The following is a 15,951-nucleotide window of genomic DNA, read 5'->3' as shown; positions in this document are numbered from 1 at the left end:
GTTGTCCAGTTCGGCACTCGGCGCGCTAGACTGATCGATGGTCACGCGAATGCGGCCGGCTGCCCCCTGTGGAGTTACTTCCGATGGTGGTGACCGGTCCGGTCGGCGGAACGATTCTTCGCAGAGTCATTCTCCGCAAGGTCCGATCCGTATGTGTCTGGGATGTCGGCAGCGAGCCGGTATCGCAGAGCTGGTCCGTGTCGTCGCCCCTACGGGTGCGAGCGGCCCGAGGATCGTTGTCGACATCGCGAAGACCATGCCTGGGCGAGGTGCGTGGCTGCATCCGGTGGCGGACTGCCTGTCCGCCGCGGTTCGACGCAACGCGTTTGCCCGGGCGCTGAGGAGTCCGGGACTGGTCGTAGACCAGTCCGACCTCAAAGAAGTGCTGTTCACCCGCTCGGGAGACGGCACGGACGAGAGCGGCCCTAACGGGCCAGAACAGGTAGCAGAAGACATGAGCACACCGTGAAGTCACCACGATGAGCACGTATCGGACGTAATCCGAGGCCGTGGCGGGCAAGCCGCTCGGCCTCCAAGTGAGGAGAGCAGTGGCAGGCAAAGCCCGCGTGCATGAACTGGCCAAGGAACTTGGCGTAACGAGCAAGCAAGTGCTCGAACGTCTCAAAGAACAGGGCGAGTTCGTCAAATCCGCGTCGTCGACCGTCGAGGCCCCCGTGGCCCGCCGACTTCGCGAATCCTTCCCCGCAGATAACGGGGGAGCAACCAAGAACGACTCCACGAAGTCGGCAGCACCCAAGCCTGGTGCCGCGGCTCGTGACAACTCTGCTGCGCCCAAGCCCGGCGCAGCTCGCCCCGGCCCCAAGCCGGCAGCTCCGAAACCTGCACCCGCACCGACGCCTGCTGCCGCGCAGTCGGCACCGGCTCCTGCGCCTGCAGCCACCCCGGCACCTGCCGCGCCCACTCCGGCGCCGGCACAGAAGTCGACGCCCGCGGCAGCTCAGGCTTCCGCACCTGCGCCGACGAGTCCACGTCCCGGGCCGAAGCCCGGACCGCGTGCGCCTCGCGTCGGAAACAATCCGTATTCGTCTGCACCCGCACCAGCTCCGCGGCCGGCGGCACCACGTCCCGGACCCGGCCAGGGCGGACCCCGCCCCGGTGGCGGGCGTCCCACGCAGGGCCGACCCGGCCAGGGTGCAGGGCGTCCCGGTCCCGGCGGTGCAGGCGCACGTCCCGCACCGGGTCAGGGCGGACCTCGCCCGAATCCGGGCAACATGCCCCCTCGGCCCAACCCGGGTGCCATGCCCAGTCGTGCAGCACGTCCCGACGCAGGCCGACCAGGCCGCGGCGGTGGACCAGGCGGTCGCAGTGGCGGCGGTGGCGGAGGCTATCGCGGAGGCGCGCCAGGCGGAGCGCCGGGAGGTCCTCCCGGAGGTTTCCGCGGACGCCCCGGTGGCGGCGGTCGCGGTCGTGGCGGCGCAGCCGGAGCGTTCGGACGTCCGGGTGGTGCACCCCGTAAGGGGCGCAAGTCCAAGCGTCAGAAGCGGCAAGAATACGACTCGATGCAGGCTCCGGCCGTCGGTGGCGTCAGGCTGCCGCGCGGCAACGGTGAGACCATTCGTCTCGCCCGCGGCGCTTCGCTGTCCGACTTTGCCGACAAGATCGACGCCAACCCGGCATCGCTGGTCCAGGCGCTGTTCAACCTCGGCGAGATGGTCACGGCGACCGAGTCGGTCAACGACGAGACGCTGGAGCTGCTCGGCTCCGAGATGAACTACAACGTCCAGGTCGTCAGCCCGGAGGACGAAGATCGCGAACTCCTCGAGAGCTTCGATCTCTCCTACGGTGAGGACGAGGGCGGCGAAGAGGATCTCGAACAGCGTCCGCCGGTGGTCACCGTCATGGGTCACGTCGACCACGGCAAGACCCGACTGCTCGACACCATCCGTAAGGAGAACGTGCGCGAGGGCGAGGCCGGTGGCATCACTCAGCACATCGGTGCCTACCAGGTGAACACACACCTCAACGGCGACGATCGACTGATCACGTTCATCGACACCCCTGGTCACGAGGCGTTCACCGCCATGCGTGCCCGCGGTGCCAAGTCGACCGACATCGCGATCCTCGTGGTCGCCGCCGACGACGGCGTCATGCCGCAGACGGTGGAGGCCGTGAACCACGCGCAGGCAGCAGACGTGCCGATCGTGGTCGCGGTCAACAAGATCGACAAGGAAGGCGCCGATCCGTCGAAGATCCGCGGCCAGCTCACCGAGTACGGGCTGATCCCCGAGGAGTACGGCGGCGACACGATGTTCGTCGACATCTCGGCCAAGCAGGGCACCAACATCGAGCAGTTGCTCGAAGCTGTGCTGCTGACCGCCGACGCGTCGCTCGATCTGCGTGCCAACCCCGACATGGACGCTCAGGGTGTCGCCATCGAAGCGCACCTCGATCGTGGTCGCGGACCCGTGGCGACCGTGCTGGTTCAGCGCGGAACGCTGCGTGTCGGCGACTCCGTGGTGGCAGGCGATGCCTATGGTCGTGTGCGACGCATGGTCGACGAGCACGGCGATGACGTCAACGAGGCCCTGCCTTCGCGACCCGTCCAGGTCATCGGCTTCACGTCGGTGCCGGGTGCAGGTGACAACCTGCTCGTCGTCGAAGAAGATCGCACCGCCCGGCAGATCGCCGACCGGCGCAACGCGCGCAAGCGCAACGCGCTGGCCGCACGTAGCCGCAAGCGGATCAGCCTGGAGGACCTGGATTCGGCGCTGAAGGAAACCAGCCAGCTGAACCTGATCCTCAAGGGCGACAACGCAGGTACCGTCGAGGCGCTCGAAGAGGCGCTGCTCGGTATCGACATGGGCGACGAGGTGTCCCTGCGCGTCATCGACCGTGGTGTCGGTGGCGTGACGGAGACCAACGTCAACCTGGCTGCGGCGTCGGATGCGATCATCATCGGCTTCAACGTCCGTGCGGAGGGCAAGGCCACAGAGCTCGCCAACCGCGAGGGCGTCGACATTCGGTACTACTCGGTGATCTACCAGGCCATCGATGAGATCGAGAGTGCGCTCAAGGGCATGCTCAAGCCGATCTACGAAGAGGTGGAGCTCGGCCGCGCCGAGATCCGCGCCATCTTCAAGAGCTCGAAGGTCGGCAACATCGCCGGTTGCTTGGTGCAGTCAGGCCTCATCCGCCGCAACGCCAAGGCTCGTCTGCTTCGCGACAACGTCGTGGTTGCCGAGAATCTCACGATCTCGTCGCTGCGACGCGAGAAGGACGACGTCACCGAGGTTCGCGAAGGCTACGAATGTGGTCTCACGCTGACGTACAGCGACATCAAGGTCGACGACGTCATCGAGAGCTACGAGTTGCAGGAGAAGCCGCGCGACTGACGCGCGGATCGTCGAACACGCTCCCCTTTCGGGGTCTGAGGGCACTTGGTGCCTGACGGCCCCGGAAGGGGAGTACGTTCCTCACTCACAGTGCGTGCTTCGATTCTGGAGGAAGGACACCCCATGGCTGACCCGGCACGGGCACAGCGAATGGCCAAACGGATCTCGTCGATCGTGGCGTCGTCGATCGCCCACGACATCAAGGACCCGCGGCTGGCCCACGTGACGATCACCGATACCAAGGTGACCAACGACCTGCATGATGCGACGGTCTTCTACACGGTCATGGGCGAATCGATCGATGCCGAACCCGACTACGAGGCCGCTGCCGCGGGACTCGCCAAGGCGACCGGAATTCTCCGCTCGAAGGTCGGCGCCGGAACCGGCGTGCGCTTCACCCCGACGTTGACTTTCGTCCTCGACACCGTTCCCGATGCCGCGCGCCACATGGAAGAGCTGGTGGCGCGCGCACGCGCCAATGACGAACTCGTCGCGCGCCAGGCGAAGGAAGCGCAACCCGCCGGTGACCCAGACCCGTATCGAAGCAAGGACGAAGACGGCGAGGACGGTTCACGCGAGTGACCACTGCCTCCCCTGCGGCGATCGCAGATGTCCTCGGCGGGGCGTCGGCGGTGACAATCCTCTGCCATGTCCGACCCGACGCCGACACCATTGGTAGCGGACTCGCGCTGGGACTTGCGTTGACGACACGAGGCCTCGACGTCGAGGTCTCCTATCCCGGTCCCGAGAGCCTGCCCGTGGCCCTGCGTGACCTGCCAGGGGTGCGGGAGCTACTCGTCGAACCGGACGCACTCAAGGGTCACGACGTGACCGTGTCGGTCGACGCCGCCGGACCTGATCGGCTCGGCGATCTGGCCGCGGTCTTTCAGGGCGCGGTCACGTCGGTCGTCGTCGATCACCACATGTCCAACGGAGGCTTCGGTGACCTCGACTTCGTCGACCCCGAGGCGGACTGCACCGCGGTGCTGGTCCTGCGACTCATCGACGAACTCGACGTTCCGTTGAACGCCGACATCGCGACGTGTCTGTACGCGGGTCTCGCAACAGATACCGGATCGTTCAAATGGGCGCGCCCCGACTCGTTTCGGGTCGCGGCGCGACTACTCGACAGCGGAGTCGACGGTCGGCGGTGGAGTCGGGCGCTGTTCGACACTCACCCCTTCTCGTGGCTGTCGATGGTGGCCGGGGTGTTGGCATCGGCGACGTTCATCCCGGACGCAGCCGACGGTGCGGGACTCGTCTACGCCGTCGTCGATCACGACGCGATGGCCGGCATGAGCTGGGAAGAGTCCGAAAGCATCATCGACATCGTGCGAACCACGGCAGGCGCCGAGATCGCGGCGGTGTTCAAGGAGATCGAACCGTCGAGTTGGACGGTCTCGTTGCGGTCGAAGGCATCGGTCGATCTGGTTCCGATCGCGCGTGCACTCGGCGGCGGTGGGCATCGACACGCCTCCGGGTACAGCGATATCGGGAGTGCGCAGGAGGTCGTCGACCGGCTGGTGGGGTTGCTCTGACCGAGCCCGCCCGACAGGCTGACGCCGGGGCGACCGCCCCGGACACGGGGATACGCCGCATCGCGGTGTTGTCGGTGTCGGCGCTTGCGGTGCTGACCGCGCCGCCGCTGTATCTACTCCTCGACCTCGCCGTCGTGGGGCGCCTCGGCGGCGACGAACTGGCCGCGCTCGGCGTCGGCGCTCTGGTGCTCTCGGTGATCAGCACCCAGCTCACCTTCCTCTCGTACGGGACAACAGCGCGGTCGGCTCGGCGCTTCGGTGCGGGCGACCGCGCGGGAGCGGTGGGAGAGGGCGTGCAGGCGACGTGGATCGCGCTCGGCGTTGGTGCGGTGATCGTCGCCGTGATCTATCCGCTGGCGCCGTGGGTGATGCGACTCATGGTCGGCACCTCGGGTCCGGATGCGAGTCACGTTGCGGCGGAAGCAACTTCGTGGTTGCGAATCGCATGCTTCGGCGTGCCACTCATTCTCGTATCAATGGCGGGCAACGGCTGGATGCGTGGCGTCCAGGAGACCCGTCGACCGGTCGTGTACGTCGTGGTCGGCTTGTCGATCGGGGCCGTGCTGTTGGTGGGGTTTGTCCACGGGCTGTGGTTCTTCCCGCGGCTCGGTTTGCAGGGCAGCGCAATTGCCAACGTCGTCGGGCAATCGATTACCGGTCTACTGTTCGCGACGCGACTCCTGCGCGAAGTGCTCCCCGAGGGCGGGCGCCGCGCGCTGCGTCCTCGGTGGGCGGTGATCAAAGCCCAACTCGTGATGGCGCGCGACCTCGTGGCGCGCAGCCTCTCGTTCCAGGTGTGCTTCCTCTCGGCGGCTGCCGTCGCGGCCCGCTTCGGGGTGTCCGCCGTCGCTGCTCATCAGCTGACACTTCAACTGTGGGAGTTCATGTCGCTGTTCCTCGACTCGGTGGCCATTGCGGCTCAAGCGTTGGTCGGCGCCGCGCTCGGGGCGGGTGCGATCACAGCGGCTCAGAACGTGGCTCGCAGGGTGACCGTCGTGTCGGTGGTGGCTGCGTCGGCAATGGCAGGGGTCTTCGCCATCGGCGCCGGCGTGCTGCCGAGACTGTTCACGAGCGATGCCAGGGTGCTCGACGCGATCGGCACGCCCTGGTGGTTCTTCGTCGCCATGCTGCCGATCGCGGGAGTCGTGTTCGCGCTCGACGGTGTGCTCCTGGGCAGCGGCGACGCCGCGTACCTACGAACTGCGACGTTGGTGGCCGCGCTCGTCGGATTCCTACCGCTGATCTGGCTGTCTCTGGCGTTCGACTGGGGATTGGCCGGCATTTGGACGGGTCTCGTGGTGTTCATGGTGATTCGCATGCTGACCGTCGTGTGGCGAATCAGGTCGGGACGGTGGCAGCGCGTCGGCCGCGAGAGGCACTGACGTCCCGTGTCCGGTCGATCAGTGGGGTGGCCACCCGCCGGGCTGACTCGGCGGCGCGGCCGGGTGCGGATAAGGACTGGTGGCGTTGGAGCCGGGTGCAGGAGATGTGCCGCCCGACGGAAACACCTCGGCCTGCGGATATCCGTTACGCTGGGGGTACGGGCCGGGCTGCTGTCGGGAGCGTCCGCGGACGGCGAGTCCGAGCCCATCGCAGGCCCACACGCACATGATGGCCAGAACGGCGAGGCCGAAGAACACGAGGGTGTCGAGAAGCGACGCCCACAGGTACGAGTGTGGATAGCTGATCGACTGTTCGGCCCACCCGCCGAGGCCGCATACGGCAACCGCCGGGATGATCCCGAGGAACGCGATGAACGTTCGCCTGCGCGCGAGCGACCAACCCGCGGCGACACCGAACAGGCACAGAGCATTCCCCGCGGTGAACCACGTCGTGAACTCGGCGTCCGTCCAGCCCGAATAGAGGTCGGGACCGATAACCAGAAACAGGCCGTCGAGTCCGCGCTGCAGACCGAGAAAACCCAGGGCTACGAGGGGGCCGAGGATTCGCTGCGGTGTCGATCGGCCCCAGATGCCCAGAACGCACACGTACAGCAGGATCAAGACGCTGAGGCCGCTGAATGACCACCAGTCGAACAGCTTGAACCGATAGATGGCGTACTCCACGGCGAAATACAGCACAGCGAATACCAGCGCGATCCCCGCGCTCACCAGTGTTTGTGCCCACCACGGACCGCGATCGCCAAGGGGCCGACGGGATGTGGGGCGCCCGGGGTAGGGCGGGTAGGCAACCGGCTGCGACGGGTTCGGGTACACGAGCGCATCGTGCCATATCCGGTCCCGTCTCCCTTGACGGGACCGCCGTGTGGGCCGACGCTAACTCGGAGCTGCGCTGATCGTCGGAGTCGTGGGCCTACGTCGAGACGACGACCCGAGCACATCGACAACCCATATGCTGAGCAATGAGACCGTCACGAAGACCAGGATGAGCACGGCGTCGGCGACAAATGATAGCCAGTTCGACTGGATAGGCAGTTTGATTCCGCTCGACCCCGCCCACGGTGAGTACCCGAAGGGTCCCACAGGTAGTGAATTCAGATTCAACGGTGTGATCGACACCGCTGAGAACACCTCGATCACGAGGAAGAAGGGCACCACGATCATCAGACCGGCCCAGCTGCCTGGACTGCGTCGACGCGAGATCGTCCACCCTATGATCACCGCGAAGTAGAAGAGGAATCCCGCGAGAAACGACAGAAAGAACATGACGTTCGGATCGGTCGCGAACCCATGCAGTTCGATGACCACTCCGCCCCGAGACGATCCGCCCACGGTGACATAGGAACTAGCCAGGACCGCGGCGATGACCCGCTGGACGGCGAACATCACGGTGACGGTGAGTCCGGCGGCAACAGCACGTCGACGGGTGCGTGCTGCGACGACGACGATCACGGTGAAAACGATCATCACCGCCGTCGTGGCCGCGTAGCCGACCCCTCGCCGAGAGCCATCGGTCGATGCCGGCGTCCATCGGCCCACGAACACGACGTAGAGCACGATGAACCAGACAATCGCCAATCCGACGAGGAGGATAGTGGTGATCAGTGCCTGCGTCGCCGGAGATCCCCGATTGCCGGGGCGTGTCCGATTGCCGGGGCGTGCACCCGGGGTGTTCTGGGGAGGTACGAACCCGGCCGGGCCGGTGAATCTCGCGTAGTTGTCGGCCACGTCAGGCATGCTCTCATATGCCCGGTCGCCGACCTTGCTGCGCTGTCCGGGTGCGCCGGAGGTCGGGCATGCCAGCAATCTGGCACGATGGATCCTCGTGGCTACACTCTGGGCGATCAGCGATCTTCATGTCGCACACCGCGGCAACGAGAGCATCGTCGACCAGATCCGACCGTCAGCTCCCGACGACTGGCTGATCGTCGCGGGCGACGTGTCCGAACGCACCGACGACATCATCGACACCTTGCGCCGCCTCAAGGCACGTTTCGACACCGTGATCTGGGTGCCGGGCAATCACGAGCTCTACACCACCGCCAAGGACCCGCTGCAGATCTTCGGTGTCGCGCGCTACGACTACCTCGTCCAGGCGTGTCGCGACATCGGGGTGGTCACGCCGGAAGACATCTACCCTCTGTTCGACGCAGGCGATGGCAGCGAGCCCGTCCGCGTCGTACCCATGTTCCTGCTCTACGACTACACGTTCCGTCCGGAGGGCACCTCGACGGCGCTGCAGGCGCTCGCTGTCGCGCGGGAACGCAACGTGGTGGCGACAGATGAGTTCTTGCTGTCCGCCGAGCCGTACCCGACCCGCGACGCATGGGGAAGAGCCCGCATCGAGTCGACGCGCAAGCGCCTCGAGGCGCTCGACCCGTCGGAGAAGACCATCCTGATCAATCACTGGCCGCTGCGGCGCGAACCGACCGACGCGTTGTTCTATCCCGAGTTCGCGCTGTGGTGCGGCAGCGAACTCACCGCCGACTGGCACACGCGGTTCAACGCCGCGTGCAGCGTCTATGGACATCTGCACATTCCACGCACCACCTGGTATGACGATGTGCGGTTCGAGGAGGTGTCGGTCGGATATCCGCGCGAGTGGAAACGGCGCGGCCTCCCCGAGCCTCTGCTACGCCAAATTGCACCCGATCCCGGTGTGCGCGAACAGGATTTACCCGATCACGGCGCGCGCTTCAACCTGCCGCCCGATTATGCCGAGCGTGCCCGCGAATTCGCCGAACGGGTGGCGCAGCGTCGAGCACAGCGAAGCTCGAGTAAGGGAAGCTCGGGTCAGGAGGGCGACCAGTGATCGAACGACTTCTGCCACCCGGCGTTGCCTCCGCCGAATCCTTCGGCGACCCACCGGGTCTCGAGCCGATGCCCGCCGAGGAATCGCTGATCTCACGTGCCGTCGAGAAACGTCGTCGGGAATTCATCACGGCGCGTCATTGCGCCCGTCAGGCGCTCGGCCAGCTCGGCATCGAGCCGACGCCGATCATGCGGGGCGACAAGGGAATGCCGTTGTGGCCGAACCAGATCGTCGGAAGCCTGACGCATTGCGACGGATATCGTGCCGCGATCGTCGCGTACGCGATGGGCGTCAGGACACTGGGAATCGACGCCGAGCCGCATGACGTGCTGCCCGACGGCGTGCTCGAGCACACCAGCATTCATGCCGAACGCGATGTCATCGCGCAGCGGCCGTCGGGACTGCACTGGGATCGACTTCTGTTTTGCGCCAAAGAGACAACCTACAAGGCGTGGTTTCCGCTGACCCAGCGTTGGCTCGGCTTCGAGGATGCCCACATCACGTTCGAGCAGACAGCGGAGAATATGGGGACCTTTCGCTCCCGAATCCTGATCGACGGCTCGGTGATCGACGGGGGAACACCGATCACGGAGTTCTCCGGACGCTGGCTGGTCGACGACGGCTACATCACCACGACGATCGTGATGAGCTGACGTGGCTGACTCATCGATCGAGAACGCCGGATTGGTCATCGTCGACAAGAACGAGGGCATCACCAGTCACGATGTGGTCTCTCGTTGCCGAAAGCTGTTCAACACCAGACGAGTTGGTCATGCGGGCACACTCGATCCGATGGCGACCGGCGTGCTCGTGGTCGGTGTCGAGCGGGCGACAAAACTGCTGGGATTGCTCGCGCTGACCACCAAGTCGTACACCGCCACCATCCGCCTCGGAGCCGCAACCGACAGCGACGACCGCATGGGCGAGATCATCTCGAGCGCCGACGCATCGTCGATCACCGACGAACAGATCGCCGCGACGGTCGCGACACTCACCGGCGATATCGAGCAGGTGCCTGCCAAGGTCAGCGCCATCAAGGTCGACGGTAAGCGCGCGCATGCGTTGGCCCGGACCGGTGAGGAGTTCGAACTCGCCGCGAGGCCGGTCACCGTCTCACGATTCGACGTGTTGGCCCGCCGCGACGAGGGGGAGTTCGTCGACCTCGACGTCGTCGTCGACTGTTCCGCAGGAACCTACATCCGCTCTCTCGCACGCGATCTCGGCGCCGCGCTCGGAGTCGGGGGACACCTGACCGCACTGCGGCGAACCGCGGTGGGGCCGTTCACGCTCGAACACGCACGAACACTCGAACAGTTGGCGGAGCGCCCCGAGCTCAGTCTCACGATCGACGAGGCGGCACTGATCTCGTTCCCGCACCGCGACATCGACGACGACGAGGCCGAATCCATCAGTCAGGGACGGTGGTTGACCCCAATCGGACGCAAGGGCATCTACGTGGTCGTCGACCCCGCTGGGCAGGCCATAGCGTTGGTGCAGGAAAAGGGGCGTCGGGCGAGCTCTGTGATGGTCGTCCGGCCGGCAACTCTGCGATAGCGGCGACGCGGGACCCTCGACGCCGTCAGTGCTCGGCGACGAGGAAGATTGCGCGAGCGGCGATGTCGCCGAGCACGATCGGCTCGGCGCCGTCGATCGAGATCGAGATCGTGCCGGCGAACGGGCGTTTCTCGGAGACGTGGACCACGCAGTCCAAGGCGACTCCGAGTTGGTCGAAGTAGCGGAGCACCTCGGGATCGGTGTCGGAGATCCGTGCGATTCTGCCGCCCTCGCCGGTGTCGAGGTCGGCGAGTGAGAACGCCTCTGGGGCAGGTATCGAGCCGTCGACACGGGGGATCGGATCGCCGTGGGGATCGCGGTCGGGATGGCCGAGTTTGGTGTCGAGACGTGCCATGAAGCGGTCGGACATCGCGTGCTCGAGGACCTCGGCCTCGTCGTGCACCTCATCCCACCCGTAGCCGAGTTCGCGGACGAGGAACGTCTCGATCAGGCGGTGGCGCCGCACCATCAGCACCGCGGCCGCTCGACCCTCGTCGGTGAGGGTGACCGCGCCGTACCGCTCGTGGGAGACGAGACCCTGATCGGCGAGCTTGCGGATGGCCTCCGACGCCGTCGACGCCGACACACCCATCTTGTCGGCGAGCATCTTGGTGGTCACCTTGACCTCGGCCCACTCCTGGCTGGTCCAGATGACTTTGAGGTAGTCCTGGGTGACTGTCGACAACTCGGCCACGGACGTGTCAGGACCGGCAGCTCGGGTTTGAGGCATGAAACGAGCTTAGCCCCGCCTACCCACGCCGAAGCCCCGTGGCCGACCGAAGCGACGCCATCGCGGGGTCGACAACTGTCGTTGGTGTGAGGGCATGCCGCGATTCACTGTGCGGACGTGCGTGATTCACGATGCGCGCTCTGATCGGCGTCGAGCGGGCGCGGGTGCTGGTTCACCGGCGTCGGTCGCCGTAGGCTGGTCGGCGTGTTGCGATGGCGAGGTCTGGACGAGGTGCCCGCGGATTGGGGCAGGTGTGTGGTCACCATCGGCGTGTTCGACGGTGTCCACCGAGGACATGCGCAGTTGATCCACGCCGCGACCTCCGCTGCGGCCGAGCGCGGCATTCCGTCGGTGTTGATGACGTTCGACCCGCACCCCGCCGAGGTGGTCCGCCCCGGAACGCACCCACCACAGTTGACGACGCTGACTCGTCGGGCCGAGTTGGCCGAGGAGTTGGGGATCGACGTGTTCTGCGTGATGCCGTTCACCCCTGAATTGGCGTCGCGGTCGCCGAAGGACTTCGCGCACAACGTTCTCGTCGAGAGTCTGCACGCCGCTGAAGTGGTGGTCGGTGCAAATTTCACGTTCGGGAAGAAGGCTGCGGGCAACGTCGAGAAGCTCACGGAACTCGGGCAGCGTTTCGGATTCGAGGTGCAGGCCATCTCACTGTTCGGCGAGCACGCGGTGACCTACTCGTCGACCTACATCCGCTCGTGCGTTGCGGCGGGCGACGTCGAGCGCGCGGCGGAAGCACTCGGACGACCCCACCGTGTCGAGGGCGTGGTGGTTCGTGGTGACGGACGTGGGCGCGAATTGGGTTATCCCACAGCCAATGTCGCACCCCCGATGTACGCGGCCATTCCGGCTGACGGGGTGTACGCCGCGTGGTTCACGGTCCTCGGGCCCGGACCGGTTGTGGGCCAGGTGATTCCGGGCGAGAGCTACCAGGCCGCTGTGTCGGTGGGTACCAACCCGACGTTCTCCGGGCGTACGCGGACTGTCGAGGCATTCGTCCTCGACACCACGGCCGACCTCTACGGTCAGCACGTCGCCGTCGACTTCGTCGACAGAATCCGCGGCATGGAGAACTTCGACAGCATCGACGATCTGCTGACCGCGATGAGCGGAGACGTCGACAAGACCCGAGGCATTCTCGCCGCGAACCAGAGCGGTTCGTAAGTCCAGAGCGCCGGGTGAAACACAGGGTGGTCCGTGCGACCGGGCGCGATTTGGGCTGGGACCTGCGTGGTTGGTAACCTGACATGTCGGTGCCGCTGCAGTCCGCGGTGGCGCACCGAATCAGCGTTGACGATCCCGGGTGGGATTGCCGCTGGTCACAGATGACGCGGGACTGAAATACAGGAGTATCTCCATGGCATTGACTGCCGAGCAGAAGAAAGAAATCCTCACCGAGTACGGCCTCCACGAGACCGACACCGGCTCACCCGAGGCTCAGGTCGCGCTGCTGACCAAGCGCATCACCGACCTCACCGAGCACCTCAAGGAGCACAAGCACGATCACCACAGCCGTCGTGGTCTGCTGCTGCTCGTCGGCCGTCGCCGTCGCCTGCTCAAGTACGTCGCCAAGGTCGACATCGCACGCTACCGCTCGCTGATCGAGCGCCTCGGCCTGCGTCGCTGAGCGACCCTGAGCCGCGGTCGCTGAGCGACACACGAACTAAACGGACCGGTCGTCTCCCACGTGGAGGTGGCCGGTTCGTCGTTTTTCGGTGTTGTCTTTCGGTGTCGTCGTTTCCTGGTCTCAGGGGCCACGATGATAGGCTGACAAGCGGAACGTTGCAGATTTGTGTGCTCACACACATGTCGCAGAGTCAGATCGGTCCTCGGTAGTGGCCGCCGGAATCGCCAGATGATTCCGGCCGCTTCGATCGAAGGCCGTCTGAGCACCCACGGGTCGCACCAGGGCGACCCTGGCATGCAGTGGCCATTTCGCGCGATGTTCTGGGCCGGTAGTGGCGCTACGCGCGCCCCGGTGCGCGAGTTCATTCGCGCAGTTCATCGGGAGCGCACGTCAGTCTGTCGCTCCTGGTCCCAATCCGCATATTCGGGTCGCTATGAGCGGCCACCACCACGGTCGCGTCGAATGCGACCGGCACGAAGGGATTCATAGCCCACATGACAGATGTCACCACCACTGAGGTCGTCGAGGAGTTCGACGACGCGATCACCGAGGCAACCGCCGTCATCGACAACGGCAGCTTCGGCACCCGCACCATCCGGTTCGAAACCGGACGTCTCGCCCTGCAGGCGGCCGGTTCGGTAACCGCCTACCTCGACGACGAGACCATGCTGCTGTCGACGACAGCGGCGTCGAAGCACCCCAAGGAGCACTTCGACTTCTTCCCCCTCACCGTCGACGTCGAAGAGCGCATGTACGCCGCGGGACGCATCCCCGGGTCGTTCTTCCGCCGTGAGGGCCGTCCGTCGACCGATGCCATCCTGACCTGCCGTCTGATCGACCGTCCGCTTCGTCCGTCGTTCGTCGACGGTCTGCGCAACGAGATCCAGGTTGTCGTCACCGTCCTGAGCCTCGACCCCAAGGACCTGTACGACGTTGTCGCGATCAACGCGGCATCGGCGTCGACCCAGCTCGCGGGCCTGCCGTTCTCCGGCCCCGTCGGTGGCGTGCGTGTCGCACTCATCCCGACCGAGGAGAACAAGGCAGGCCAGTGGGTCGCGTTCCCGACCGTCGAGCAGCTCGAAGGTGCCGTCTTCGACATGGTCGTCGCCGGCCGCATCGTCGGAGAAGGCGATGACGCCGACGTCGCGATCATGATGGTCGAGGCCGAGGCAACCGACAACGTCATCGACATCGTCGCTGGCGGCGCGCAGGCACCGACCGAGGCCATCGTCGCCGAGGGCCTCGAGGCTGCCAAGCCGTTCATCGCTCGTCTGTGTGAGGCGCAGAAGTCGCTCGCCGCGGCCGCTGCCAAGGAGACCGGACAGTTCCCGCTCTTCCCGGCGTACGAGTCCGACGTCTACGACGCCGTCTCGGCTGCTGCCACCGAGCGTCTCTCGCAGATCCTCACCATCCCGGGCAAGCAGGAGCGCGACGAGAAGACCGACGAGCTCAAGGCCGACATCCTCGCCTCGCTCGGCGAGCAGTTCGAGGGTCGTGAGAAGGAGATCGGCGCGGCATACCGCTCGGTCACCAAGAAGCTCGTGCGCCAGCGCATCCTGACCGACCACTTCCGCATCGACGGTCGTGGCATCACTGACATCCGGTCGCTCTCGGCCGAGGTTGCCGTGATCCCGCGTGCCCACGGTTCGGCACTGTTCGAGCGCGGCGAGACCCAGATCCTCGGTGTCACCACACTTGACATGGTCAAGATGGCGCAGCAGATCGACTCGCTCGGACCCGAGACGTCGAAGCGCTACATGCATCACTACAACTTCCCGCCGTACTCGACCGGTGAGACCGGTCGCGTCGGATCGCCCAAGCGTCGCGAGATCGGCCACGGCGCGCTCGCCGAGCGTGCCCTCGTGCCCGTGATCCCGAGCGTCGAGGACTTCCCGTACGCGATCCGTCAGGTGTCGGAAGCGTTGAGCTCCAACGGTTCCACCTCGATGGGTTCGGTCTGTGCGTCGACCATGTCGCTGCTCAATGCCGGTGTGCCGCTGCGCGCTCCGGTCGCGGGTATCGCGATGGGCCTCGTGTCCGACACCGTCGACGGCGAGACCCGCTACGTCGCGCTCACCGACATCCTCGGTGCCGAAGATGCCTTCGGCGACATGGACTTCAAGGTCGCGGGCACCAAGGACTTCGTCACGGCGCTTCAGCTCGACACCAAGCTCGACGGCATTCCGTCGAAGGTGCTTGCCGGTGCATTGAGCCAGGCCAAGGACGCGCGTCTGACCATTCTGGATGTGATGGCCGAGGCCATCGACGAGCCCGACGAGATGAGCCCGTACGCCCCGCGGATCACCACCATCAAGATCCCGATGGACAAGATCGGCGAGCTGATCGGCCCCAAGGGCAAGACGATCAACGGCATCACCGAGGACACCGGCGCCAACATCTCGATCGAGGACGACGGCACCGTGTTCATCGGTGCTGCCGACGGCGTGTCGGCACAGGCCGCGATCGACAAGGTCAACGCGATCGCCAACCCGCAGCTGCCCAAGGTGGGCGAGCGCTTCCTGGGCACCGTGGTGAAGACCACCGCCTTCGGCGCGTTCGTGTCGTTGCTGCCTGGTCGCGACGGTCTGGTGCACATCAGCAAGCTCGGTAAGGGCAAGCGCATCAACAAGGTTGAGGATGTCGTCAAGGTCGGCGACAAGCTCCAGGTCGAGATCGCCGACATCGACGAGCGTGGCAAGATCAGCCTCGTCCCGGTCGACGACAGCGACAAGTCCGGCAGCGATGCGGAGAAGTCCGACGACAAGGCTTCGGCAGACGCCTGATCTGCTGACGCCGCGGCGCTCGCCGCGAGAACTCGACGGCCCGTCGTCCACAATGAAGTGGACGCCGGGCCGCCGTCGTCCGTAAGGACACGTTCATATGTTCGCGAGAAGTTCGGTGAGGGGGAGCGACCCAGGGGGG

14 protein-coding genes are annotated in these 15,951 nt (G+C 65.8%); 11 read left to right on the top strand and 3 right to left on the bottom strand.

Annotation, left to right across the window (positions count from 1 at the left end; all coding sequences use genetic code 11):
* Positions 1-151: 151 nt before the first annotated feature.
* The 5 genes from A5777_RS06965 (at position 152) to A5777_RS06940 (ending at position 6,273) form a co-directional block, all read left to right on the top strand.
* Positions 152-469, top strand: a complete 318-nt coding sequence (locus tag A5777_RS06965; protein ID WP_197502308.1) for a YlxR family protein — start codon at positions 152-154, stop codon at positions 467-469.
* A 79-nt stretch (positions 470-548) separates the two neighbouring features.
* Positions 549-3,353 (top strand): translation initiation factor IF-2, encoded by a 2,805-nt coding sequence (gene infB, locus A5777_RS06955; protein ID WP_082933571.1) that lies wholly within the window; start codon positions 549-551, stop codon positions 3,351-3,353.
* A gap of 123 nt (positions 3,354-3,476) precedes the next feature.
* Complete coding sequence (gene rbfA, locus A5777_RS06950) at positions 3,477-3,935, top strand: 30S ribosome-binding factor RbfA (RefSeq protein WP_064862105.1); 459 nt, start codon at positions 3,477-3,479, stop codon at positions 3,933-3,935.
* A complete protein-coding gene (locus tag A5777_RS06945; RefSeq protein ID WP_064862104.1) occupies positions 3,932-4,891 on the top strand; it encodes a DHH family phosphoesterase in 960 nt (319 codons plus the stop codon). The genes rbfA and A5777_RS06945 overlap by 4 nt, the downstream gene beginning before the upstream one ends.
* 50 nt (positions 4,892-4,941) lie before the next feature.
* Positions 4,942-6,273, top strand: coding sequence for an MATE family efflux transporter (locus tag A5777_RS06940; protein ID WP_156529300.1), 1,332 nt, complete (start codon positions 4,942-4,944; stop codon positions 6,271-6,273).
* An 18-nt stretch (positions 6,274-6,291) separates the two neighbouring features.
* Here A5777_RS06940 and A5777_RS06935 read toward each other — a convergent pair whose 3' ends face one another.
* Both A5777_RS06935 and A5777_RS06930 read right to left on the bottom strand, forming a co-directional pair.
* Positions 6,292-7,002 (bottom strand): hypothetical protein, encoded by a 711-nt coding sequence (locus tag A5777_RS06935; RefSeq protein ID WP_231894975.1) that lies wholly within the window; start codon positions 7,000-7,002, stop codon positions 6,292-6,294.
* 165 nt (positions 7,003-7,167) lie between these two features.
* Entirely contained in the window at positions 7,168-8,028 is an 861-nt protein-coding gene (locus tag A5777_RS06930) for a hypothetical protein (protein ID WP_064862102.1), read from the bottom strand.
* Between the two features lie 88 nt (positions 8,029-8,116).
* Between A5777_RS06930 and A5777_RS06925 the strand changes: the two genes are divergently transcribed.
* Genes A5777_RS06925 through truB form a run of 3 tightly spaced genes read left to right on the top strand, consistent with a single transcriptional unit; the run spans position 8,117 to position 10,657 of the window.
* On the top strand, positions 8,117-9,103 hold the full coding sequence (locus A5777_RS06925; RefSeq protein WP_064862115.1) for a metallophosphoesterase family protein: 987 nt from the start codon (positions 8,117-8,119) through the stop codon (positions 9,101-9,103).
* A complete protein-coding gene (locus A5777_RS06920; protein ID WP_064862101.1) occupies positions 9,100-9,756 on the top strand; it encodes a 4'-phosphopantetheinyl transferase family protein in 657 nt (218 codons plus the stop codon). The genes A5777_RS06925 and A5777_RS06920 overlap by 4 nt, the downstream gene beginning before the upstream one ends.
* Before the next feature lies 1 nt (position 9,757).
* A complete protein-coding gene (truB, locus tag A5777_RS06915) occupies positions 9,758-10,657 on the top strand; it encodes a tRNA pseudouridine(55) synthase TruB (RefSeq protein WP_064862100.1) in 900 nt (299 codons plus the stop codon).
* Positions 10,658-10,682: 25 nt separating this feature from the next.
* Here truB and A5777_RS06910 read toward each other — a convergent pair whose 3' ends face one another.
* Positions 10,683-11,387, bottom strand: a complete 705-nt coding sequence (locus A5777_RS06910) for a metal-dependent transcriptional regulator (RefSeq protein ID WP_005204465.1) — start codon at positions 11,385-11,387, stop codon at positions 10,683-10,685.
* A gap of 204 nt (positions 11,388-11,591) precedes the next feature.
* On the opposite strand from A5777_RS06910, the gene A5777_RS06905 reads away from it, so the two are divergent.
* The 3 genes from A5777_RS06905 to A5777_RS06895 all read left to right on the top strand — a co-directional run bounded on the left by A5777_RS06905 (position 11,592) and on the right by A5777_RS06895 (position 15,812).
* Positions 11,592-12,566 (top strand): bifunctional riboflavin kinase/FAD synthetase, encoded by a 975-nt coding sequence (locus tag A5777_RS06905; protein ID WP_064862099.1) that lies wholly within the window; start codon positions 11,592-11,594, stop codon positions 12,564-12,566.
* 193 nt (positions 12,567-12,759) lie between these two features.
* The gene (gene rpsO / locus A5777_RS06900) at positions 12,760-13,029 is read left to right on the top strand and encodes a 30S ribosomal protein S15 (RefSeq protein WP_005204469.1); all 270 of its coding nucleotides are present in this window, start codon (positions 12,760-12,762) and stop codon (positions 13,027-13,029) included.
* A gap of 494 nt (positions 13,030-13,523) precedes the next feature.
* On the top strand, positions 13,524-15,812 hold the full coding sequence (locus tag A5777_RS06895) for a polyribonucleotide nucleotidyltransferase (protein WP_064862098.1): 2,289 nt from the start codon (positions 13,524-13,526) through the stop codon (positions 15,810-15,812).
* Positions 15,813-15,951: the final 139 nt, after the last annotated feature.

This window comes from Gordonia sp. 852002-10350_SCH5691597 (genome assembly GCF_001665715.1).
Taxonomy (GTDB): Bacteria; Actinomycetota; Actinomycetes; order Mycobacteriales; family Mycobacteriaceae; genus Gordonia; species Gordonia sputi.
Note: the sequence above shows the minus strand (reverse complement) of the source record. Positions and strands in the feature narration are given on the sequence as shown.

Bases quoted from the DNA above. Each gene is read 5' to 3' on its own strand.
- A5777_RS06930 (WP_064862102.1), bottom strand. From the start codon at position 8,028: ATGCCTGACGTGGCCGACAACTACGCGAGATTCACCGGCCCGGCCGGG.
- rbfA (WP_064862105.1), top strand. From the start codon at position 3,477: ATGGCTGACCCGGCACGGGCACAGCGAATGGCCAAACGGATCTCGTCG.
- A5777_RS06895 (WP_064862098.1), top strand. From the start codon at position 13,524: ATGACAGATGTCACCACCACTGAGGTCGTCGAGGAGTTCGACGACGCG.
- rpsO (WP_005204469.1), top strand. From the start codon at position 12,760: ATGGCATTGACTGCCGAGCAGAAGAAAGAAATCCTCACCGAGTACGGC.
- A5777_RS06910 (WP_005204465.1), bottom strand. From the start codon at position 11,387: ATGCCTCAAACCCGAGCTGCCGGTCCTGACACGTCCGTGGCCGAGTTG.
- A5777_RS06965 (WP_197502308.1), top strand. From the start codon at position 152: ATGTGTCTGGGATGTCGGCAGCGAGCCGGTATCGCAGAGCTGGTCCGT.